Here is a 23347-nt window from a genome sequence, read left to right on the forward strand (position 1 = left end):
TTTAAGATTTTGAGATAGATTTTAAAGCAAATAAGGAATTACAGTGTATGATAAGCAATAAAAAACTTGCGATAGATTTTGACGGTACCATCGTGGATGATGCCTATCCGGGAATCGGAAAAACCAAAACTTTTGCCTTCGAAACCCTTAAAAAACTCCAATCGGAAGGCTACCGTCTCATTTTATGGACCTACCGCCACGGCAAAACGCTGGACGAAGCCGTGGAATTCTGCCGAAATAACGGTATTGAATTTTATGCCGTAAATTCGAGTTTTGAAGGAGAAGTGTTTGATCCAAAAGACGCTTCCCGTAAAATTGATGCCGATCTGTTCATCGATGACCGAAATTTAGGAGGATTTCCGGGGTGGGGAGAAATCTACAACATCATCAACCAAAGAATTGAATTCCGCGTTGACGGGGGAACTGTTTTAGCATATTCAAAAATGATAAAAGATAAAAAGAAAGGCCTTTTCTGGTAAGCTTTCCGATCCAGACAATATTTGTAATGATACATCTAAAAACAATTGACGAACTGAGGCTTATGCGCGAAAGCGCGCAACTTGTTTCCAAAACACTGGGAATGCTTGCCGCTGAGATAAAACCGGGAGCCACAACGAACCGTATGGATCAGCTGGCCGGTGAATTCATACGTGATCATGGCGGAGAACCCGCATTTTTAGGAATGTACGGGTTTCCGAAGAATCTCTGTATTTCCCCAAATGCCGAAGTTGTTCACGGAATTCCCAATGATAAACCGCTGGAAGAAGGCGATATTCTTTCTGTAGATTGTGGTGTTCATATGAACGGTTTCTACGGCGATCATGCCTATTCCTTTGAAGTAGGTGAAGTGGCGCCCGAAACCAAAAAACTGTTGAAAATCACGAAAGAATCTTTATACAAAGGTATTGAACAGTGTGTTCGCGGAAAAAGGGTTGGAGATATTTCCTACGCCATTCAGGAATACTGCGAGAAAAACGGTTACGGAGTCGTTCGCGAGCTGGTAGGCCACGGTTTGGGAAGAAAAATGCACGAAGACCCCCAGGTTCCGAATTACGGCCGCAAAGGTAGCGGAAAAGTCCTGAAAGACGGAATCGTTCTCGCCATCGAACCCATGATCAACCTCGGGACCGAAAAAGTGAAATTCCACAGCGACGGCTGGACGGTCACCACGCTGGATATGAAACCTTCTGCACATTTCGAGCATGATGTCACCATTATTGAGGGAAAACCCGTTCTTCTTTCTACCTACCGGTATATATATGAAGCGCTGGGAATTACAAGCAATGAAGAAGCGCCGTTTACGAAGGATTTTTAATGAAAAAAATATTTAAATTCTTACTGAACCGGATCCCCAGACCAATGCTGATTAATATGAGCATTTTTCTGCGTCCGATTATTTATCAGTTTTTTAAAGGCGATCAGTTTACCGATCCCATCGACGGGAAATCATACCGAAAATTTCTTCCCTACGGTTACGGAAAACAGCGCGAGAACGCCCTTTCACCCGGAACGCTGAGTCTTGAACGTCACCGTCAGATGTGGCTCCATCTTCAGAATGAAACCGATTTTTTCACCGCAAATTACAAAGTTCTTCATATCGCTCCGGAGCAGGAATTTTTACGCCGCTTCAAAAAAATGAAAAATCTGGATTACACTTCTGCAGATTTGTATTCCCCGATTGTGGATGTAAAAGCCGATATCCTGGATCTGCCTTTTGAAGATGACAGTTTCGACATTGTCTTCTGCAATCATGTCCTGGAACATATTGTGGATGATCAAAAAGCGATGAGTGAACTCTACCGCGTGATGAAAAAAGGCGGTTGGGGAATTTTTCAGGTGCCGATGAAGAATTCACTGGAGAAAACCTATGAAGATTTCTCAATCAAAGATCCAAAGGAAAGACAAAAACATTTCGGGCAGTACGACCACGTCCGCTGGTATGGAATGGACTATTTCGACAGGCTGAAATCCGTTGGTTTCCAAACCGATATCAATTTCTATTCAAAGAAATTCTCGAGTGAAGAAAGAAAAAAATTCGGTCTGATGGAAAATGAAATTCTGCCGGTAGTCGTTAAACCGTAGCCACACTTAATTCACTATCTTTGCAGAGATTTTCAGATACTCTTTTATGCATCTGGAAATTTCTTAAACTTATTATTACAAAAATGCACAAATCAGGATTCGTAAATATCGTCGGAAAACCCAACGCCGGAAAATCAACACTTCTCAATGCTCTTATGGGCGAGAAACTGGCCATTGTAACACAAAAGGCACAAACGACGCGTCACCGGATTTTCGGCATCTATAATGAAGAGGATCTGCAGATCGTTTTCTCCGACACGCCCGGAGTTTTAGACCCCAAATACGGCCTTCAGGAGAAAATGATGGATTATGTAAAAGATTCTCTGCAGGATGCGGACGTTTTTCTTTTTATTGTGGACATCCTTGATAAAACTGAGCCTTTCGAATTTTTGGTTGACAAACTGAACAAAATTCCGGTTCCTGTGCTGATTCTTGTCAACAAGATTGATGAATCAAACCAGGAAGATCTTGAAAAAGCGATGGAACTCTGGCATGAAAGAATTCCGAAGGCGGAAATCCTGCCGATTTCAGCGCTGAAGGGCTTTAATACCGAAATTATTCTTCCGAAACTCAAATCTTTACTTCCTGAAAATCCTCCGTATTACGACAAGGACCAATATACTGATAAGCCCGAACGTTTCTTCGTTAATGAAGCCATTCGCGAAAAAATCCTTTTGAATTATGAAAAGGAAATCCCATATGCGGTAGAAGTCGTTACAGAAATTTTCAAGGAACAGGAAGGCATTATCTTCATTGATTCCATTATTTATGTGGAAAGAGATACGCAGAAGGGCATTATCATCGGACACAAAGGTGACGCCATCAAGAAAGTCGGAACCGAAGCGCGGATTGATCTCGAAAAATTCTTCGGAAAAAAAATCCACCTGAATCTTTTTGTAAAAGTGAAGAAAGACTGGCGTAAAAATGACAGAGATCTTAAAAACTTCGGTTACCGTTAGACCATTTGTAAAAAAATCAGCATTTAAAGGATTTTTTACTAAATTTGGTTGAAAATCACGGTATGAATTATTTTACTTCAGTCAAACCCAACCTGGCAATTGTTGATATTGTACTTTTAGTCATCCGGATATTTGCAGGATTTGCAATGCTTTCTCATGGTTTTCCGAAATTACAGCAACTCTATTCCGGGGAGGAGATCCAGTTCTTTAATTTTCTGGGGCTTGGTGAACAGTTCTCCCTTATTTTAGCGGTTTTTGCAGAGTTTGTATGCTCTATTTTTATCATTTTAGGCCTCTTCACAAGACCGGCAGTATTCTTCCTGATCATCACAATGGCAGTAGCGGGACTTATGGTTCACGGTGCTGATCCTTTTGAAAAAAGAGAGACCAGTTTGCTGTATCTGTCGATTTACCTGTTGCTTTTTGCATTCGGACCGGGTAAATATTCCGTTGATTATATGATCAGCAGAAGGCGCGAATCGAACTGGTAAATTAAATTTCTATAACTTAAACAGGCAGTACCGCCTGTTTTTTATTTTTTTCTGACAGCCATAAAAAGCGGTACACTAGCAGCACTGCAGAAATCGTCAGTCCGATTCCTAACGCAATCCACATTCCGAAAGCGCCCATTTCCAAAGTAACACATAAATAATAACCCAACGGAATCGTCAGGATCCAATAGGCGACAAAAGTAATAAAGGACGGAATTTTCACATCCTGAATTCCTCTCAGGCAACCCAATGCCACGACCTGAACGCCATCTGAAAGCTGAAAGAGCGCCGCAATGATCATGAGTTTTGAAGCCAGCAAAATTACTTCGGTATCTTCTTTTTTGGTGAAGAAAGTGGGCAGGATATTTCTTCCGACCACGAAGATCATCCCACAAAACAGCATAAAAATAAAAACGATTTTGAGGTTATTGACTCCGACTTTCTTCAGTTCAGTATAATTCTGCTCGCCTGTTTTTCTTCCAATCATTACCGTGGAAGCTACACTGAAACCAATGCAGAGATTAAAGGTAAAAGAGGCCATGGAAAGAGCGATCTGGTGCGAAGCAATATCTTTTGTTGAGATCAGGCCGCAAATAAAAGCCGCACCCGCAAAAGCGGTGACTTCAAAAAACATCTGCAAAGCCGTCGGGAAACCGATTTTCAGCATTCGGTCGAACATCTCTCGGGAAAATTCTGTGATTTTCAGTGAAAATTCTCTGATGTAACGGTGGGTTTCTTCTTTTTTCAGCAGTACATAATACAGGAACACCATCATGAAGATTCGGGCAATTAAACTGGCCAGAGCCGAGCCCTGCACGCCCATCTGAGGAAAACCGAAAAGCCCTTTGATAAAAACATAATTCAGAATGATGTTAATGACGTTGGCAATGATTGTCGCCTTTGTAACGCCAATCGTGTACGATAATCCTTCGGAAACTTCACGTAGCGTCTGAAAGGCCATGAACGGCAGAATACTCACCGCCATAATGGTGAGAAAACTGATTGTATCCGGAATTATTTCTTTCGGCTGATCCATATGATACAGCAACGGCAATGCAAACAGAAGCAAAAGCATCAGAATAAAGCCAATTCCCATGTTGATCACAAAACCGTGGCGGAAAACCGAATTGATTTTCTGATGGTCGTTCCGTGAATGCGCTTCGGAAACCAAAGGCGGAATGGCAAAAGAAAAGCCCAGCGCAAAAACAAAGATTGAAAAAAAGACGGCATTTCCCAGCGAGACAGCAGCAAGCGCTTTTGCGCCCAAAAGTTTTCCAACAATAATGTTGTCGAAAAGATTTACGGAAACCTGTCCGACCTGCGTGAGCATTACGGGCAGCGCAAGTTTAAGGCAGTCGCGGGTGTATTTTGCGTTGAGAAATAGCATTAAAAAAGTTTGCAGCAAAAATACTGCAAACTTTTCCGTTTTTTAAGATTGAGGAGAAAATTATTTTCTTACGAAACTGGCTACGTCTTCAGCCGAAACCGGATTGGATCCCAGAATCAGGAGCCTTTCAACTACGTTCCGGAGTTCTCTGATATTTCCTGTCCATTTAAAATTTTCAAGGGCTTTTATAGCCTTATCGTCGAACTGTTTCTGAGCAGTCCCATGTTCATCCGAAATCAATTTTGAAAAATGCTGCACCAGGAGTTTAATGTCCTCTTTTCTTTCATCTAAAGGCGGTACGTAGATTTCGATGACTGAAAGGCGGTGGTAAAGATCTTCCCGGAACTTTCCGGATTCAATTTCTTTCTGCATGTCTTTATTGGTTGCGGCCAGAACACGCACGTCCACTTTAATTTCCTTGTCGCTCCCAACAGGCGAAACCTTGCTTTCCTGAAGCGCACGAAGCACTTTTGCCTGAGCAATCAGACTCATGTCGCCAATTTCATCCAGGAAGATGGTACCATTGTTGGCGAGTTCAAATTTGCCCTGTTTGTCTTTTATAGCACCAGTAAAACTTCCTTTTACGTGTCCGAAAAGTTCAGATTCAATAAGCTCAGAAGGAATGGCGGCACAGTTTACTTCGATCATAGGACCTTTGCTGCGTTCACTTTGGGAGTGGATTGCATGAGCCACGAGCTCTTTTCCTGCACCGTTCGGGCCGGTAATTAAAACTCTTGCATCAGATGCGGCAACTTTTTCGATCATGTCCTGAATCTTCTTTAAAGGAGCCGATTCACCGATCATTTGATATTTCTTGTTGACTTTCTTTTTTAAAGTTGTATTTTCAATTTTTAAATGCTGGTTGGTTTTCTGCAAATTCCCTTTGTCCAGAGCATTTTTAACACTCGTAATGAGCCGGTTGATATCAATCGGTTTCGAAATAAAATCATAAGCACCTTCTTTCAGACAGTCAACTGCGGTATCAATATCGGCATGACCGGAAATCATCACAAAGGTGGTATCCGGTTTTTTCTGTAATGCTTCCTTTAAAAGTTCTGTCCCTGAAAGTTTTGGCATCTTAATATCTGAAACCACTAAGGCGAAATCTTCTTTTTCAATTTGTTTAAGCCCCTCCAAACCATCGTCTGCAATTACAAATTCATAATCGGTTAATTCATCGGATAAAATACTCTGAAGTACTCCTGAAATGGCCTTTTCATCTTCTACTATTAAGATTTTCTGCATTCGTTACAATTTATGGATTTTATAAAAAATTAGTTTAAATTTTGCCGATAATGTAGCAACTATCATACCCAAAAAATCAGTTTCTGCGCCCGAAGATCGCAGAACCAACTCTTACGGAGGTTGAGCCACATTCAACTGCTGTCATATAATCATCCGACATTCCCATGGATAGGGTAGTAAGAGGTCTTAATTTTGAAAGCTGATCGAATAACTGTTTGAGGAACAAAAATTCCTGACGGACCTGGTTTTCATTATCGGTGAATGTTGCCATTCCCATTAATCCTGTAATCTCTACATTTGGAAATTTACCGTTCAGATACTCCTGAAAAAGTTCTTTTGCTTCTGAAATTTCAAGACCGAATTTGGTTTCTTCCGCAGCAATTCTCACCTGGAGCAACACTTTGATCTTCCGGTTGAATTTCTCAGCCTGCCTGTCGATTTCAGTCAGTAATTTTTCGGAATCCACGCTCTGAATGGTGTCAATAAACTCTGCGATGTATTTTACCTTATTGGTCTGCAGATGTCCGATTAAATGCCACTGAATATCATTCGGGAGCAGGGGGAATTTTTCAATAAGTTCCTGAACCCTGTTCTCACCGAATATTCTCTGCCCCTGATCATAAATTTCTTTAATTTTTTCCGCAGGCTGTGTTTTCGAAACTACGGTAAGCTGTACGGCTGGAGGTAAAGTCTGCAGGATTGCTTTATATTCCTGTGCAATATTGAGATTTTCGGACATATTTTTATATGGAAATAAAATGAATGCACGAATTTAACGAAATTCAGGAGGATGACCAAAAGCGTTTTTATCTCAGGATTCAGAAACAAGTATTCCCTTCAGTTTTTTCATTCCTTCGGTTGCTGAAACTTTAAAGAAATTGACCCTTTTAGAAAAACTGTTTTCAAGATGAGGATCAATGACAAAAACTTCACAGTGTTGCGGAATGTGATGAATAAGTCCAGCCGCAGGATACACCTGCATGGACGTCCCGATAATCAGAAAAATATCTGCTCGCGCTGCAATTTCCATTGCTTTTTCCATTTCGGGAACTGCTTCTCCAAACCATACGATATGCGGACGCAACTGTACGCCGTTTTGGTCCAGATCCCCTAAATTCAGATCATCTTGCCAGTCCAAAATTGGAATTTCAGAATCGACCGGTTTTGCTTTTTTCAGTTCCCCATGAAGGTGGGTGATTTTGGAAGAGCCGGCTCTTTCATGCAGATCATCTACATTCTGTGTGATAATTTCTACCTCAAAATCAAGTTCCAGTTCAGCAAGAATCCGGTGTGCATCATTTGGTTCCACTTCCTTCAGCTGGCGTCGTCGGGCATTGTAAAAATCAAGCACCAATTTTGGATTTCTCACAAAACCTTCCGGTGATGCAACATCTTCAATACGGTGCTCTTCCCAGAGTCCGTTGGAATCTCTGAAAGTTTTTACGCCGCTTTCCGCAGAAATTCCGGCGCCGGAAAGGACTACGAGTTTCTTTTTCAACTTAAAATTTTCTTTAAATATAAGGCATTTTTGAGGGCGGCAGTTCCCCACGTATTGTTGAAAAAAATGTATACAGTCTGGCCGGCATTTCTGATATGCTCAGCCAGTTTTTCCATTTCAGATTCTGAATATTCCGATTTAAAAAGCACCGGAACGCCATGTAGGCGGTAATACACCATATCATTACTGTTCATGATGAAATCGTCCGGAAGGTCTTTTGGAAAACTGACGCCGGAAAAAACGATGTTTTTTTTCTTTAAAGTTTTCATGACTTCCTCATTCCACCAGGATTTGTGACGGAACTCCACCACGTTCAGAAAATCAGGAGCAACGGTTGCAATTACTTTTTGGAGATTTTCATCGCTGAAATGAAAAGAGGGCGGCAACTGAAACAGAAATCCTGCCAGTTTTTCCTTTAAACCCGTTTGAATAAACGTGCAGAAGACTTTTGTATCATCGTGAGTTTCGGTAAGCCTTCTGAAATGCGTAAATGACTGTGGGATTTTAATGAAAAACCTGAAATCCTTACCCGTAAGACCATACCAGTTCTCCAAAGTCTGCTGCCGAGGTCGCCGGTAAAATGTGGAATTAATTTCAACCGAATTGAATTTTTCGGAATAATAGGTAAGCTGCTCTTTCGCCGGAAGGGTGTCCGGGTAAAAATAGCCTTTCCAGTCGCGGTTTGAAAAACCGGAACAGCCAATAAAAATTTTATTTTTCATACTTAACCAAGCCTTCTGTCAATGATTTCCACTGAAATTTGCTTCCGGCAATCATTCCGCCAACCGCTACTAGAGCGTTTCTGATTTTTTTCAGAACATTCAGATCGTCAGTGTTTGGCACTTCATTTCTGCCATGAACTTCGGCTGAAATCTTTAATCCATCGCGTTTGATCAAAAAATTGGAAGTCGCCTTTTCATCAAAGAAATGAGCGGTTTTTTCATCAGATTTAGTGGGATCAGGAGCAGGGCGAACCCGAATATACACGGATTCGGAATGGGCTTTTTTCTCCTCTTCAATATGCTCGACCTGCACCCAATCAAATTCGTTGCCGGTACTGTTATGTAGTCCGGGAACTTTAATGCTGAAATAATCTCCAATGTTTGGTTTTCCCAGAAGAATATTTCCATTTTTATCCCGAAGGGAAAATTCCGCTTTTTCTTCGCCTGCAAACAGTTCCCAGGAATTCACATCGAAAAAACGTTTTTTAACCGTTTCAAAATGCTCGGCAGCCATCATTTCGTTTTCCATCTCCATATCGGAAACCGTATCGCTTTGCGCGCCGGTTTTTTGCTGTGGTATTTTTTCTTCCATGATAAAAAGCCCGGAAAACCGGGCTCGCATTTAATTATTTGCTGAATTCTTCTATTATCCTTTTGTTGAAAGCTGGAAGATCTTCCGGCTTGCGGCTTGTCGTAAGGTTTCCGTCTGTTACCACTTCTTCATCCACCCAATTGGCGCCCGCATTCTTTAAATCCTTGGAAATAGCATTAAACGAAGTCATTTTACGGCCTTCAACCACTTCAGCATTAATCAATGTCTGCGGACCGTGACAGATCGCAGCGACCGGCTTGTTGGCACTGAAAAAATCCTTGACAAAACTCACCGCTTTCTCATCTGCGCGTACCGCATCTGGATTCAGAACTCCGCCGGGCAATAGGAGCGCGTCGTAGTCACCAACTTTTGCCTCAGAAACAGTTTTGTCGACCTTTACAGCATTGCTCCATTCGTGGTCTTTCATCGCTTTAATTTCTCCGGATTTCAGTGAAACAATTTCTACAGTTGCTCCGGCGTCTTTTAAGGCTTGTACTGGGCTTTCCAGTTCCGACTGTTCGTATCCATCAGCTGCCAGTACCGCAACTTTTCTGTTATTTAAATTTGTCATAATTGTATTTTTTATTTGAAAAGGGCAACAAAAATATTTGCTGCCCTTTGGTAATTTTTGTTAAGCAGACTGAACTGCTTTTATTATTTTGCTTTAAGATTGATTTCGGTCTTGGCCAATTTGGTAAGATCCTTATCACATGATTTTTCCTCGTTCAAAGTTGCCAGCAATAACTGCATCACTTCTTTTTCACCCAATAATTTCGCATAGGTAGCCAAAGTACCGTAAGAAGCGATTTCATAATGCTCGACTTTCTGTGCCGCAGCAATGATAGCCGCATCGCGAACTGCACCCGGTTCAGTTTCTTCCATGATTCCTTCTGCTTCTTTAAGCAAGCCATCCATAGCATCACATTTCACTGCTTCCGGTTTTAATTTTAAAGCTTTGAAGGCATCCTCCAATCTTTTTACCTGATCTTTGGTTTCATCCAAATGCAGGTTAACCGCATCTTTCAGTTTTTTTGAAGTGGCGTTTTTGGCCATCTTCGGAAGGTTTTTAACGAGTGCTTTTTCTGCCCAGTATAAATCCTTCATTCCGTCAACCATAAAGTCTTTCAGTTTGTCAGCCGCATCCTTTTTAGGAGCGATTTTTCCGTTTGTTGTGGTTTTTTTTGCCATAATATAATTTTTAATGTTTTTTAATAATGATTTTATAAATATAATCAATTAATTACGATATTCCGCAATCATAATAATTTTTATTTGCTACTAATCTCGAAAAAAGATAAAAACTGTAATTAATTGTTTATTTTATTTAAGTCCACCTGATTAAGTCTTAAAGAATTCAGGATTACAGAGACAGAACTTAAACTCATTGCTGCTGCTGCAATCATCGGACTTAAAAGTATTCCGAAGAACGGGTACAGCAAACCTGATGCAAGCGGAATGCCAAAAACATTATAAACGAACGCAAAAAATAAATTTTGTTTGATATTTCTCAAAAGTTTTTCGCTTAAAATTCTGGCTTTCACGATTCCCAGAATGTCACCTTTCAGCAAAGTGATCTCTGAACTTTCAATTGCAACATCGGTTCCGGTCCCCATTGAGATTCCTACATCCGACTGGGCGAGAGCAGGCGCATCATTGATTCCGTCTCCGGCCATGGCAACGGTTTTCCCAGATTGCTGAAGTTTTTTAATTTTCGCGAGTTTATCGTGGGGAAGCTGGCTCGCAAAATATTTTTCGATACCCAAGGTTGTGGCGACAGCTTTTGCAGTATGCTCGTTGTCGCCGGTCATCATGATGATTTCCACCTTATTTTTCTGCAGATAATCAACAGCCTGTTTGGAGGTTTCTTTTATTTTATCTGAAAAACTTAGAAATCCGAGAACTTTTTTACCATACGAAATATAAGAGACCGTTCTGGCTTCATCCTGTTTGCCGGTGACTATCTTTTTCAGATTTTCAGGTATTGTAATATCGAATTGATTTAAGAGTACTTCGGTCCCCAATAAGACTGTTTCTCCGTTAATCGCTGCTTTTATCCCTTTTCCTGAGATGTTTTCGAAATTTTCTGTTTTCTCAAAAACCGTGTGTTCTTTTTTATATTCCTTCAGAACTGCAGCAGAAAGAGGATGTTCTGAATTCTGATTCAGCGCTGCTGCGAGTTTCAGTATCAAGGCTCGGTCTGCATTTTCTGAGGCATACATTTCCTCCAGACTTGGTTTTCCTTCAGTCAGAGTGCCCGTTTTATCGGTAATCAGAACATTCACCTTTGCCATCTGTTCCAAAGCTTCCGCATTACGGATCAGAATTCCGTTTTTCGCCCCTTTTCCGATTCCCACCGTCAAACTCATCGGCGTTGCCAAGCCTAAAGCACACGGACAGGCAATAATCAGCACCGCAACAGCATTTACAAATCCCAGAATTAAGCCGTTTTCTCCTGCAAAAATAAACCAGGCAAAAAATGTGAGTACCGAAACCGCGATAACAGCCGGAACGAAAATCTTCGCTACTTTATCTGCCAATTTCTGAATCGGTGCCTTGCTGCGGCTCGCTTCATTCACCATTTTAATGATTTGAGAAAGCAATGTCTCGTTGCCCACTTTTTCAGCCAGCATCAGAAAAACGCCGTTTCCGTTGATGGTTCCCGAAGTCACCTGATCTGCTGTTTTTTTCTCGGTCGGAATTGGTTCTCCGGTAATCATGCTTTCATCAACCGTAGATTCCCCTTCGGTTATTTTACCGTCGACCGGAATTTTCTCGCCGGGTTTTACGCGAAGAACATCACCGGTTTTAATGTCAGAAAGCGGCACTTTTTTCTCCTGTCCGTCCACCACTAAGTTCGCTTCGCTCGGTGAAAGGTTCATGAGTTCTTTTATGGCGTTTCCGGTTTTTTTATGAGCGGCGGCTTCCATGAGTTGTCCTAAAATAACAAGAGTCAGAATAACACAAACCGCTTCAAAGTATAGCGGAATCTCTCCTCCGTGGGAAATTTCATGCGGGAAGAGCTGCGGATATAGCAATGCTGCAATACTGAAAATAAATGCAGCGGCTATTCCCAGTGCAATGAGGCTGAACATATTGAGATTCCAGGTTTTAAAGGAATTCCAACCGCGTTTCATTAAAAACCAGCCTGCATAAAACAAAACCGGAAGCGTTAAAATGAGTTCTACAATTCCCTGGGTTCTTCCGGAAATGCCAAAATCGAAAAACATTCCACCCATGGAAAGAATGAAAACCGGAACCGTAAAAACTAAAGCGGTGATGAATTTTTTCTTTAAGTTTTCCAAGGTTTTATCTTCGGAAACTTCGCCGGGTTTGCCAGGAATCTGAACGAGATCCATTCCACAAACCGGACAGCCAACGTTGGAATCATAGACCTTATCGCCTTCGCAAAACATCGGACAATAATATTTTCCGGCATTGTTCTGCTGTTCTAAAATCGATTGCTTTAATCCGTCGGATTTTAACTCTTCATGAGTTCCCGAATTTTCTACAGAGCTTTTTGAAAGAAGTTCAGGTGTAATTTTCTCCAGATGCATGTGACACACGGGACAGCCGGAATCGGATTCATAGGTTTTATCAGCTTCGCAGAACATCGGACAAAAATATTGGCCAATTTTTTCTTTGAAATTTTTCGGAAGATGGGATTTGGAGAATGCGGCTTTTTTGTTTTGATAATCGGCTCTTTCCTCAATAGGAACCAGAAACATATTGCAGACCGGACAGCGTTTTCCGGGTGCGAAATACACTTTTTCACCTTCACATTCCATAGGACAGTAGTACACGGAACTGGGCGAAATTTTCGCTGACGGATGATTATGATTTTCCATCTCGCAAGCGCTGTTCAATAAATTCAATCTGGGTTTTCCCGTGTTTCGTGGGTTTTCCATCATCGTCAACACCAACAAATACAATCCTGTCGATTGTAATAATGGTCTGGCGGGTCATCATATTTCTTACATCGCACTGCAAAGTGATCGAAGTATTCCCGAACTCAATGGCTTCGATTCCAATTTCGATGATGTCACCCTGTCTTGCAGAACTGATGAAGTTGATTTCAGAAATGTATTTGGTAACGCAGCGTGGCGTTTCCAGCTGAACGATGGCGTAAAGCGCCGCCTCTTCGTCGATCCACTGCAAAAGCCGACCTCCGAAAAGCGTGTGATTTGGATTCAGGTCTTCCGGTTTGATCCATTTTCTTGTATGATAATTCATGTTTTTACTTTCAATTGAATGTAAATTTACTTGAAAAAATCAGAAATCAGGCTAATTTCCGTCATTCAGTATCATAGAAAAAACAAATAGATCAGCCTTTTTTAGTCCGCATTGCCTTTACTTTTTTAACTTCCGGATCTTCAACAAATTTCTGGTACTCTTCGCTTTCTACCGGATAGAGTGCGACTTTCCCATCAGAATTGCTGTGAACGCCGAAACCGTAACGTTTGCCAAGAGCGGAAGACCGGAAACAGGCCTGGCCTTTTGAAAAGAACTGTTTTCTGGCTTCGGTTTTTTCAGTTTCAGTAATGTCGTTTTTCTGAACATAGCATTCAAACATCACATCATCAGAAGAAAACCGATAAGGATTTTTGGAAATCATGTCGTACTGAATTTCAGCCAGCGTTCTGTTTCGTTTCATCGGCGGAATTTCACTTTCTGAAACGGGACAGTCTTCTGCAATTTCGATAAAAGTGTCTTTATAATTCGTGGTATGGGTTTTCATTTTTAGGTTTTAATGGTTATGAGGGTGTGAATTTATGGGATTTTTTAAATAAAAAAAGTGCCCAAGACAATTATGTTGTCGAGAAATTCCTTTAAATTCTATAAAAATGGCTCACGCCAATTTCCTCAGCATCTAATTATTTTGATAAATTTGGGTCAGAGATAGGCATACAGTCCCTGAAAATAGGATAAAAGTACTGTAGTTTAAACTTCATTTTTTCTTTCTCATCATGATACTGTTCAACATTTCCTTCTTTTATTATCCACCATTTTGAACGCCCGTCGAAATAAACGGTGTCATTAAGATTAATGGTTTTATATTTTACGAATGCATATTGAACATAGTCGTCAAACTTCATTTACATATTTTAAAATTCTGACTGAATCTACGATCCTATCAAAGCTGGGAGAACTAAAGTCTTGCGTAATAAAAGTTTTATCTTCAAAATTCATTTGCCAAAATCGAGCTATCTTAAAATCCATTTCATCAGTAGATTCATCAACTTGCTTAAAAATAATTACCTTCTCAATGAGATGATCTTTATTAGTTACGCAACTGAAAAATATTAGAAGAGAAAATATTAAGTATATATTTTTTTAATTTCATTGCTTTTACGTTTTTAATAGGAACATATATTGAGAAATATTTTTATGCAGTATATTTCTTTGAAGTATTGCCATTAAAGTGATAAAATTAATAGAGATTGCCACTCCCATAAACATTATGCTATAAAATTTCCACATACTCTTGTTTTGAGGTTGCGAGCGCAATCTAAATATAACATCAGTCCAAATTTTATACAAATTCATTTAATTAGCTTTAATAATAAAAATGCAGTTAATGCATAAATAGGTAAACTTAAAAATGATATAAGTAAATATGTACCAATATATCTTCCATTATGATATTTATATTTTTCTATTAAACGCTCATATTTCCTATTGTAGAAAACTAAAGAATAATTTAGTAAAAGGGCAGGTAAAAAATAAGACATAATAAAACCTAAAATTGAATTCAATTTACTGTTTTCAATAAAAAAATTAATCTTAACGATAAATATTTTATCTATCATGTTTAAATCACTTAAAAAAATAGAAATAACAATGAAGTTTAAACTCATCGCAATTCCCATAAACAATATTGAGAGAAATTTCCAGTTTTCCCTATTCTGAGACTGCGATTTAATACGCAAAATACAATCAACCCAAATAGTATAATAAAGTTTCATATCTAAGGATTATATTTATTTTGACATATAAGACTTTGGGAGGGACTAAGGTAAAAATATTTGGTGGGATTTTGTGGAATTTGGAGATTAACGAAAATGGAAACTTTTCGATACTCTTTAGACAAAGGCAAAACAGGAATGAAATAGTAAAATAACTGATGTAATATTATACTCACAAAATCATTCTAAAAAGAATTCTCATGAATGTAAAAAGTAGAACAAAGTCAATACAGCAGGGTTTTCGAGAAAGATTGAGCACAAAATCGAGAGTAGGGATAAAGATATTAAAAAAGCCCCTTAAAAAGGGGCTTTACAACTGTTAGTTGTGGTTTCTCCAGGAATCGAACCAGGGACACATGGATTTTCAATCCATTGCTCTACCAACTGAGCTAAGAAACCTTTTCGTTTTGTTGTGGGGCAAAAGTATAAACTTTAGGCTTATGACACAAATTTTCAGCGAACTATTTTATGATTTTTACAAAAACTATTGATTCTCAGACGGATTGTTTTCCTGTTCGCGACGGATGTGTTCGCTCATCTCCTCCAAAACAGGTTTAATGGTGCTTTCCGGAAGTTCGCTGATGCGGATATACATAAGCCCATCGATGGCATCATTGAAATTTGGATCCACATTAAATGAAATCACCTTCGCGTTTTGCTTGATGTATTTCTTGATCAGAACAGGAAGTCTCATTTCGGGTTCCAGATCATCGATTATTTTGTCGAGTTTATTGAGATCCGATTCCACTTCATCAAAAAACAGGTTTTTATCGCGGTCTTTCAGTTTTACTTTGAACTCTTTTTTAGGATGAATGTACTGCGCTACGGCTGAGTCGTAATAATGGGAACGCATAAACTCAATCATCAGAGATTTGGAAAATGCTGAAAATTTATCGGAAATACTCACGCCGCCCATGAGGAACTTGTGCTCCGGATTCCGCAGACAGACATGCACTATGCCTCGCCAAAGCAGGAAAAGCGGCAAGGGTTTCTGCTGATACTCCTGCGAAACGTAGGCTCTACCCATTTCAATCACTTTTCTGAAAAAAGGCTGAAGTTCGGGATCAAATTCAAACAGAGAACTGATGTAGAATCCTTCAATTCCGTACTTTTTCATGACTTCACTTCCAAGCGCCATTCTGTAGGCCCCTACGAGTCTTTTTGCTGCACTGTCCCAAAGAAAAAGATGGTGATAATGTTTGTCATATTCATCGAGATCAAAGGGCAGGTTGCTGCCTTCGCCAATGGCGCGGAAAGTCAGTTCGCGCTGTCTCCCGATCTCGCGCATGATAGACGGGATTTCATCGTAGGCCACAAAAAATACTTCATAGCTCCCGTTCTGGAAAAGCATTTTTTCGCTTTTATGCAACTTTTCAATCTCCCGGATCAGGTCTTCCTGCGGTGTTTCATCGATGATATTCTGCACGACATTTTCTTCCTTCAGGAGCGGAAAATTGAGTTTTAGATTCGGCAGTTTGAGCTGTTCGGCAATCGACTTTCTTTTCTCGTAATAGGATTTAAGCATGTAAATCTTATTCTGAAGAAATTCGCCAAGTTCTTCCACGGATTCATGATCGTCCATTGTTTTTACCGGTACCGGTTTTCCAATCCGTATGCGGATGGGTTTCTCACGCTTGTGCATCATTTCCGCCGGAAGCATCATGGTTTGAAGATCTGCGTGCAGTTTGGAAATACGGTAGAATATATTGCTGTTCTTTGCGTGGAAATACATCGGAACAACGGGAACTTTTGCCATTTTAATGAGTTTCAGCGCCGGTTTTTCCCAGGTTTTGTCCAAAATCTCACTGAATTCATTATTTTTATTTGAAACTTCGCCAGCCGGAAAAATACCTACGCAGCCGCCTTCCTTTAAGTGCTGTAGTGTCGCGCGCATTCCGGTGGCGCTGTTTCGGACTTCTTTTCTGTTTTCAAAAGGATTTACGGGAATCACAAAAGGTTCCATCGGTTTGATTTTCTCCAGCAGGAAATTTCCCATTACCTTAAAATCCGGACGGATTTCAGTGAGAATTTTACACATTAAAATGCCGTCAATGGCCCCTAAAGGATGATTGGAAACCAGAATGAACGGCCCTTTTTTTGGAATTTTTGCAAGATCTTCCTTAAAAACGATATATTTTAAATCTCTTTCCCGAACAAAGGAATCAAAAAAGTCTTTACCCGATTTTTCCTTGAGTTTATCATACAGTTTATTCACTTCATCAATTTTCGTCAAACGCATAGCGGCGGCGGCAAGGGGATTTTTAAGAAATCCCAGTTTGCTTAAACCGGATGCTCTAATCAGATCGTTTTTGGTAATAAGGCTCATGTTGTCAGTTTGGTTATCAGTGGGTGACCATCTGTATGGTCTGTTTCGAAATCTGTTCGAGCAGTATTTTTTTGTCCTGGTAAAATTTATTCAAGTCGCTAAGGTCTGCATTTCTCACCGTAAAAAGGGAAACTCCTTTAACAAATTCAATATTGAACTGTTTATTGAGTTCGGCCTTGAGCAATTCTATATTGTTGAACTTGTCTTCCACACACAGCGCGAGCGAAATGGCAGAATTCTGCATGAGTGAAATCTTGATTTTATACTTTGCCAAAAGCAGAAAAATGAGACTCAAATGGTCTTCAGCAATAAAGGAAAAATCGCGCGTCGCAATGCGGATCAGCACCTGATTTTCCTTTAGAATATAGGATTCAGTATATTCATTTTGGTCAGTCATTCCCACTTTTGTTCCGTTTTTTTCGGGTTCGAGAAATGATTTTACAAAGAATGGAATGTTTTTCTGTTGTAAAGGCTGCAGCGTTTTCGGATGAATGACAGAAGCTCCGTAATATGCCATTTCAATAGCTTCTTCGTAAGAAATGTTGGAAAGAAGGGAAACGTCTTTAAATTTCCGTGGGTCGGCGGTCATCACGCCGGGAACGTCTTTCCAGATCGTCATGGCTTCAGCATTCAGACAATAGGCAAACACCGCTGCAGAATAATCTGAACCCTCTCTTCCTAAAGTCACCGTAAAATTATTTTCGTCGGAACCAATGAATCCCTGGGTCACATAACAGATATTTCGCTGAAAATTTGAAATGTATTTTTCTGTTTTTTCCCAATTCACATTTCCATCGCGGTAAGAATCATCAGTTTTGAGGAAATCCCGTGCATCCATCCATTGGTTGAGAAAATTAATTTGATTGAGATAGGCACTGAGTATTTTAGAAGAGATGATTTCGCCACAGCTCACCACCTGATCGTAGACAAAATCATAATTGGGCGATTTATTTCTGCTCAAAAACGAGGAAATTTCGTCGAAAATCAGTTTAATTTCTTCAAATACAGGGTGTTTTTCAGAAAAAAGACCGTCCGCAATATCGAAGTGATTCTGTTTAACATTTGTAATTTCATGTTGGAAATCTTCTTTGCCGAAATATAGTTCCACTACTTTTTCCAGAGCATTGGTCGTCTTTCCCATAGCGGAAACCACGAGCATGCAGTTTTCAAAACCCTGAGATTCCAAAACCCGACCGACATTTTTTATACCTTCCGCATCTTTTACTGATGCACCTCCAAACTTAAAAACCTTCATCTAAATATTTCAAAATCAATAGTATAAATTACAATTCCACCTGTTTTAATTCTTCAACCAATCTTCAAAATTATTGATTTAGTTCGAGAAAAAAAAGGAATGATTTTCTAATGGGATATTTATACCCTTTTTTGATCAAAAATTTGTACAAAAACGGTATAATTGAAAGAATTTTTACGAAATTTGAAAAAACATAAAAATAAACAGATGTCAGAACAATCTTTTCAGACCCTTGGTGAATTTATTATCGATAAGCAGGACGATTTCCAGTATTCTACGGGAGAATTTTCGAGGCTTTTAAGTGCCATTCGCTTGGCTTCGAAAGTCGTGAACCGCGAGGTGAACAAAGCCGGAATCGCCAACATCATCGGAAAAGTAGGCGGCGATAACATACAGGGAGAAGAGCAGCAGAAACTAGACGTTCTGGCCAATGAAATTTTTATTGAGGCCCTTTCTCAGAGAGAAGTGGTGTGCGGAATTGCCTCAGAAGAGACCGACGATTTTATTGAAATAAAGGCCGGGTCAAACGCTCATTTAAGCAAATATGTGGTATTGATCGATCCATTGGATGGATCCTCAAATATTGATGTGAATGTGTCTGTCGGAACCATTTTCTCCATTTACCGCCGTGTAACCGAACCGGGAACTCCCGTAACTTTAGAAGATTTTTTACAGAAAGGCGTCAACCAGGCAGCTGCCGGTTATGTAGTATACGGTTCATCGACCATGATTGTTTATACTACCGGAAACGGAGTGAACGGTTTTACGCTCGATCCAAGTCTCGGAACCTATTATCTTTCACATCCACGGATGCAGTTTTCAGAAACAGGCAAAATTTACTCCATCAATGAAGGAAATTATATTAAATTTCCGCAGGGAGTAAAAGATTATATCAAATACTGTCAGCAGGAAGAGGATGATCGCCCTTATACCTCCCGTTATATCGGAAGTTTGGTGTCGGATTTTCACAGAAATATGATCAAAGGTGGGATTTACATCTATCCATCCACTTCCCAGTCACCCAACGGAAAACTGCGTTTGCTTTATGAATGCAACCCAATGGCATTTCTGGCAGAACAGGCGGGAGGGAAATGCAGCGATGGTTTCAACCGGATTCTGGAAATTCAGCCGACTGAACTGCATCAGAGAGTACCTTTCTTCTGTGGAAGTTCAAAAATGGTCGAAAAAGCAGAGGAGTTTATGCAAAATGCAAAAGATGCCTAAATGACGGCGAAGTTTTCTTCCTATATCCTTAATTTTAAACAGCCGGGCGGCACTTCGCGTGGAATTCTGCATACGAAGGAGACTTTCATTCTGGAAATTTTCGAAAACGGAAAAAAAGGCGTCGGTGAATGTGCCCTTTTCCGCGGTTTGAGTTGTGATGATGTTCCTGAATATGAATCCAAACTGAAATGGCTCTGCGAAAACATCAATGAAAATCCCGCATTTTTAAGTTCTAAATTAAGCGCTTTTCCTTCCATTTGGTTCGGATACGAACAGGCTTTGTTGAATTTAAAAAACGGGGATTGTTTGTATTTTCCGAGCTCATTTACCAAAGGAAAAGCGAGGCTCAAAATCAACGGACTGATCTGGATGGGCGACGCATCATTCATGCAGAAACAGATTGAAGAAAAACTGAAAGACGGTTTCGACTGCATTAAATTAAAGATCGGCACCGACTGGAAATCTGAAAAAGAAATTCTGAAAAATCTCCGTGAAAAATTCCCGGAAGAGCAGCTTGAAATTCGGGTAGATGCGAACGGCGGTTTTGATTTTAATGAAGCAAAAAAAGTCCTGAAAGAACTTTCTGAACTGAAGATTCATTCGATTGAACAGCCCATCAAAGCGGGAAATCTGGACCAGATGGCTGAACTTTGTGAAGAAACTCTAACTCCCATCGCTTTGGACGAAGAACTCATAGGGATTCTGGAACCTGAAGAAAAACAGAAACTTTTAGCCAAATTACAACCACAGTACATCATTCTGAAACCTTCATTAATTGGTGGCTTTTTGGGGTCTGATGAATGGATTTCGTATGCCGAATATTCAGGAATCGGGTGGTGGATGACATCCGCACTCGAAAGCAATATCGGTCTGAATGCCATTGCACAATATGCTTTTACAAAAAACCCCACAATTCCGCAGGGATTGGGGACTGGGGGGCTTTTCACCAATAATTTTGAAAGTGCGCTCGAGCTTAGCGGGGACCAACTCAGATTTAAGGTTTAAAATCGATATCCGATTGAAATTCCACTTCTGATTCCTGCCCATGGGCCGTCTAAAACTGCATCGGCACCGTGTTCATTTACGGTTGTCGTGTATTTTACAAGCGGAATGTCAAGATCGTCCAGGTTCTTTTTCAATTCTGCCTGCATTTCCGGAGTCAGGGTTTCATTAGTTCTTCCTGAAACGGTGCCGCTGCCTTTTCCGTAATGTGCACCGACAAACCATGCATCCAGAACCCATTTCTTGGAATTTCCCAAAAACCACTGCGCGCCAATCATTAAACCGCCGCTGGCACCCGAAACTTTTCCGGAAAAATTAAGCGGAAAGTCGTAAGCGAACCCACTGTAAGTCCCTCTGAAATCATACACAATATTGTTAACTTCGAAGGTAGAATAACGAAAATATGGTGCCAGATAAAATCCTTGTCCGAAGCCTTTTCCAAGATAGATTCGGGGTTCAATAGTGAAATTACTCCCTTTAATTTCGGCATCTGCAGAAATGAGGGCATCGTTGTTATTAAACGATGATTCAAATGGGATTTTGCCGTTTCCTATAATTCCGAAACCGCCTGCAATTGAGATTCTTTTGCTGATGATTCTTTCATAAGTAAGATTGTAATTTCTCATGAAGTAACCGGCCACATTGGTTTTGATGATGTTGGAGACTTGTTTTACTTCTACAGTTGCGGAATCCTGAGCAAAACCGTGCTGAGAAAACAGCAACACTGCAAATAGAATTAATTTTTTCATGGTATAGTTTTTTTGTTCAGATAAAATTAAACAAAAAACTCTTAAGCTTTACATTATATTTAGAGGATCCGTTCAATCTGATTTAAATTATTAATCCTAATCGTTCTTTCGAATTTTTCTTTTCCCTGAGAATCCGTAAATTTGCGCTACAATGAACAATTCCATGGAAGAAGAAGAAAAAAAATCCCTCAATTTTATTGAGCAAATAATAGAAGACGACTTAGCAAACGGTTTGGATCCAGCCAAACTGCGTTTCCGTTTTCCACCGGAACCAAACGGTTATCTGCACGTGGGTCATACGAAAGCCATCTGCATCAATTTCGGTTTGGGAGAAAAATACGGTGCTCCAGTGAATCTGCGTTTCGACGATACCAATCCCGAAAAAGAAGAACAGGAATTTGTAGACTCCATTAAAGCAGATATCGATTGGCTCGGATTTAAATACGATCAGGAACTTTATGCTTCAGATTATTTCGACCGCCTTTACGAGTGGGCTGTTCAGATGATCAAAGATGGAAAAGCGTATGTAGATGAGCAGCCTTCTGAAGAAATAACCGCTCAAAGAAAAAATCCTTTTGAAGACGGAATTGATTCTCCTTTCCGGAGCCGTCCGGTGGCCGAAAGTCTGGAACTTTTTGAAAAAATGAAAAACGGTGCTTTCGATGAGGGCGCGATGTCGCTCCGTGCAAAAATCGATATGAAATCGCCGAATATGAATATGCGCGATCCCGTGATGTACAGAATTCTGAAAAGACCGCATCACCGTACCGGCGAAAAATGGAAAATTTATCCAATGTACGACTGGGCCCACGGTGAGTCGGATTACATTGAACAGATTTCACATTCTTTGTGTTCCTTAGAGTTCGAAAATCACCGTCCGCTGTACGATTGGTATCTGGACCAGGTGTACGAAGAAAATACGGTGAGAAACAAACAGAGAGAATTTGCAAGGATGAATGTTTCTTACATGATTACTTCCAAGCGAAAACTTCAGCGTCTTGTTGCTGAAAACGCCGTTTCAGGCTGGGATGACCCAAGAATGCCTACAATTTCAGGAATGCGGAGATTGGGATTTACCCCAACGGCCATCAAAAAATTCATTGAAAGAGTAGGAGTTGCCAAAAGAGAAAATCTTATCGACATTCAGCTGCTTGAATTTTTTGTGAGAGAAGATCTGAATAAAATTTCGACCCGCGTCATGGCGGTTGTGGATCCGGTGAAACTTATCATTGAAAATTATCCTGTTGATGTCGAAGAATGGCTGGAAACGGAGAACAATCCAGAAGATGAAAATGCAGGTACCAGAGAAGTTCCGTTTTCCAGAGAACTTTATATTGAAAGAGAAGACTTTAAGGAAGAGGCCGATAAAAAGTTTTTCCGCCTAAAACTGGGCGGTGAAGTACGTCTCAAATCCGCTTACATCATTAAAGCAGAACGTGTGGATAAAGATGAAAACGGGGAAATCACTACCATTTACGCTTCTTATGACCCGAAAAGCAAATCCGGAAGTGGAACGGAAGAAAGTTTAAGAAAGGTAAAAGGAACTTTGCATTGGGTGTCGGCAAAACATGCGCTCCCCATTGAAATCAGAATCTACGACAGGCTCTTTACCACTCCGCAGCCGGATGCGGAAAAAGAGACGGATTTTATGGACTTCATTAATCCGGAATCCTTAAAAACAGTTCAGGGTTTTGCCGAACCAAGTCTGAAAAATGCAGAAATCGGGAAGCACTATCAGTTTCAGCGCATCGGATATTTCACGCAAGACAGGGATTCATCTGGTGAGAAAACTGTCTTTAACAGAACCGTTACTTTAAAAGACGGTTACAAACCGGAGTAAATAAATTCCCAG

24 protein-coding genes and 1 tRNA gene are annotated in these 23347 nt (G+C 40.3%); 8 read left to right on the top strand and 17 right to left on the bottom strand.

The genetic code is table 11. The features are described 5' to 3' along the window. Window positions 1-47 precede the first annotated feature (47 nt). The 5 genes from FUA25_RS02655 to FUA25_RS02675 all read left to right on the top strand — a co-directional run bounded on the left by FUA25_RS02655 (window position 48) and on the right by FUA25_RS02675 (window position 3532). Window positions 48-479: a BT0820 family HAD-type phosphatase gene (locus tag FUA25_RS02655; RefSeq protein ID WP_147755340.1), complete on the top strand. Its 432-nt coding sequence runs from the start codon at window positions 48-50 to the stop codon at window positions 477-479. 26 nt (window positions 480-505) lie between these two features. Beyond that, window positions 506-1315, top strand: coding sequence for a type I methionyl aminopeptidase (map, locus tag FUA25_RS02660; RefSeq protein WP_147755341.1), 810 nt, complete (start codon window positions 506-508; stop codon window positions 1313-1315). Continuing rightward, window positions 1315-2082, top strand: a complete 768-nt coding sequence (locus FUA25_RS02665) for a class I SAM-dependent methyltransferase (protein WP_147755342.1) — start codon at window positions 1315-1317, stop codon at window positions 2080-2082. The genes map and FUA25_RS02665 overlap by 1 nt, the downstream gene beginning before the upstream one ends. Window positions 2083-2165: 83 nt before the next feature. After that, entirely contained in the window at window positions 2166-3041 is an 876-nt protein-coding gene (era, locus tag FUA25_RS02670; protein WP_147755343.1) for a GTPase Era, read from the top strand. A gap of 62 nt (window positions 3042-3103) precedes the next feature. Next, on the top strand, window positions 3104-3532 hold the full coding sequence (locus FUA25_RS02675) for a DoxX family protein (RefSeq protein ID WP_147755344.1): 429 nt from the start codon (window positions 3104-3106) through the stop codon (window positions 3530-3532). A 16-nt stretch (window positions 3533-3548) separates the two neighbouring features. Here the strand turns inward: FUA25_RS02675 and FUA25_RS02680 are convergent, their stop codons facing one another. The 16 genes from FUA25_RS02680 to FUA25_RS02755 form a co-directional block, all read right to left on the bottom strand. Beyond that, complete coding sequence (locus tag FUA25_RS02680) at window positions 3549-4919, bottom strand: MATE family efflux transporter (protein WP_147755345.1); 1371 nt, start codon at window positions 4917-4919, stop codon at window positions 3549-3551. A 60-nt stretch (window positions 4920-4979) separates the two neighbouring features. Next, window positions 4980-6164, bottom strand: a complete 1185-nt coding sequence (locus FUA25_RS02685; protein WP_147755346.1) for a sigma-54-dependent transcriptional regulator — start codon at window positions 6162-6164, stop codon at window positions 4980-4982. Window positions 6165-6240: 76 nt separating this feature from the next. Continuing rightward, window positions 6241-6903: a YggS family pyridoxal phosphate-dependent enzyme gene (locus FUA25_RS02690; RefSeq protein WP_147755347.1), complete on the bottom strand. Its 663-nt coding sequence runs from the start codon at window positions 6901-6903 to the stop codon at window positions 6241-6243. A 72-nt stretch (window positions 6904-6975) separates the two neighbouring features. Next, window positions 6976-7662, bottom strand: coding sequence for an SIR2 family NAD-dependent protein deacylase (locus FUA25_RS02695; protein ID WP_147755348.1), 687 nt, complete (start codon window positions 7660-7662; stop codon window positions 6976-6978). Beyond that, window positions 7659-8384, bottom strand: coding sequence for a DUF72 domain-containing protein (locus FUA25_RS02700; protein ID WP_147755349.1), 726 nt, complete (start codon window positions 8382-8384; stop codon window positions 7659-7661). The genes FUA25_RS02695 and FUA25_RS02700 overlap by 4 nt, the downstream gene beginning before the upstream one ends. Continuing rightward, window positions 8374-8976: a hypothetical protein gene (locus FUA25_RS02705; protein ID WP_147755350.1), complete on the bottom strand. Its 603-nt coding sequence runs from the start codon at window positions 8974-8976 to the stop codon at window positions 8374-8376. Before FUA25_RS02705 ends, FUA25_RS02700 begins: the two co-directional genes overlap by 11 nt. 34 nt (window positions 8977-9010) lie before the next feature. Next, entirely contained in the window at window positions 9011-9547 is a 537-nt protein-coding gene (locus FUA25_RS02710; protein WP_147755351.1) for a type 1 glutamine amidotransferase domain-containing protein, read from the bottom strand. Between the two features lie 83 nt (window positions 9548-9630). After that, window positions 9631-10164 (bottom strand): ferritin-like domain-containing protein, encoded by a 534-nt coding sequence (locus tag FUA25_RS02715; protein ID WP_147755352.1) that lies wholly within the window; start codon window positions 10162-10164, stop codon window positions 9631-9633. A 119-nt stretch (window positions 10165-10283) separates the two neighbouring features. Then, window positions 10284-12821 carry a copper-transporting P-type ATPase gene (locus FUA25_RS02720; RefSeq protein WP_228411626.1) on the bottom strand — a complete coding sequence of 846 codons (2538 nt, stop codon included), beginning with the start codon at window positions 12819-12821 and terminating at the stop codon, window positions 10284-10286. Then, entirely contained in the window at window positions 12808-13206 is a 399-nt protein-coding gene (locus FUA25_RS02725; RefSeq protein ID WP_147755354.1) for an acyl-CoA thioesterase, read from the bottom strand. Before FUA25_RS02725 ends, FUA25_RS02720 begins: the two co-directional genes overlap by 14 nt. Before the next feature lie 91 nt (window positions 13207-13297). Next, a complete protein-coding gene (locus FUA25_RS02730; protein ID WP_147755355.1) occupies window positions 13298-13711 on the bottom strand; it encodes a DUF6157 family protein in 414 nt (137 codons plus the stop codon). A gap of 136 nt (window positions 13712-13847) precedes the next feature. Next, entirely contained in the window at window positions 13848-14069 is a 222-nt protein-coding gene (locus tag FUA25_RS02735) for a hypothetical protein (RefSeq protein WP_147755356.1), read from the bottom strand. Window positions 14070-14516: 447 nt separating this feature from the next. Continuing rightward, entirely contained in the window at window positions 14517-14939 is a 423-nt protein-coding gene (locus FUA25_RS02740; protein WP_147755357.1) for a hypothetical protein, read from the bottom strand. 326 nt (window positions 14940-15265) lie between these two features. Beyond that, window positions 15266-15338 (bottom strand) — tRNA-Phe (locus tag FUA25_RS02745). An 85-nt stretch (window positions 15339-15423) separates the two neighbouring features. Continuing rightward, a complete protein-coding gene (locus tag FUA25_RS02750) occupies window positions 15424-17265 on the bottom strand; it encodes a lysophospholipid acyltransferase family protein (RefSeq protein ID WP_147755358.1) in 1842 nt (613 codons plus the stop codon). Between the two features lie 16 nt (window positions 17266-17281). Beyond that, complete coding sequence (locus tag FUA25_RS02755) at window positions 17282-18520, bottom strand: aspartate kinase (protein WP_147755359.1); 1239 nt, start codon at window positions 18518-18520, stop codon at window positions 17282-17284. A gap of 207 nt (window positions 18521-18727) precedes the next feature. On the opposite strand from FUA25_RS02755, the gene fbp reads away from it, so the two are divergent. Beyond that, window positions 18728-19744 carry a class 1 fructose-bisphosphatase gene (gene fbp, locus FUA25_RS02760; protein ID WP_147755360.1) on the top strand — a complete coding sequence of 339 codons (1017 nt, stop codon included), beginning with the start codon at window positions 18728-18730 and terminating at the stop codon, window positions 19742-19744. Further along, a complete protein-coding gene (menC, locus tag FUA25_RS02765; RefSeq protein WP_147755361.1) occupies window positions 19745-20749 on the top strand; it encodes an o-succinylbenzoate synthase in 1005 nt (334 codons plus the stop codon). Here the strand turns inward: menC and FUA25_RS02770 are convergent. Next, entirely contained in the window at window positions 20746-21495 is a 750-nt protein-coding gene (locus tag FUA25_RS02770) for a DUF3575 domain-containing protein (RefSeq protein WP_147755362.1), read from the bottom strand. The two genes, menC and FUA25_RS02770, sit on opposite strands and share 4 nt — an antisense overlap. A 151-nt stretch (window positions 21496-21646) precedes the next feature. Here FUA25_RS02770 and FUA25_RS02775 point away from each other — a divergent pair, with 151 nt between their 5' ends. Next, window positions 21647-23335: a glutamine--tRNA ligase/YqeY domain fusion protein gene (locus FUA25_RS02775; protein ID WP_228411627.1), complete on the top strand. Its 1689-nt coding sequence runs from the start codon at window positions 21647-21649 to the stop codon at window positions 23333-23335. The last annotated feature ends 12 nt before the right edge of the window (window positions 23336-23347 follow it).

The organism is Chryseobacterium sp. (genome assembly GCF_008014695.1).
Taxonomy (GTDB): domain Bacteria; phylum Bacteroidota; class Bacteroidia; order Flavobacteriales; family Weeksellaceae; genus Kaistella.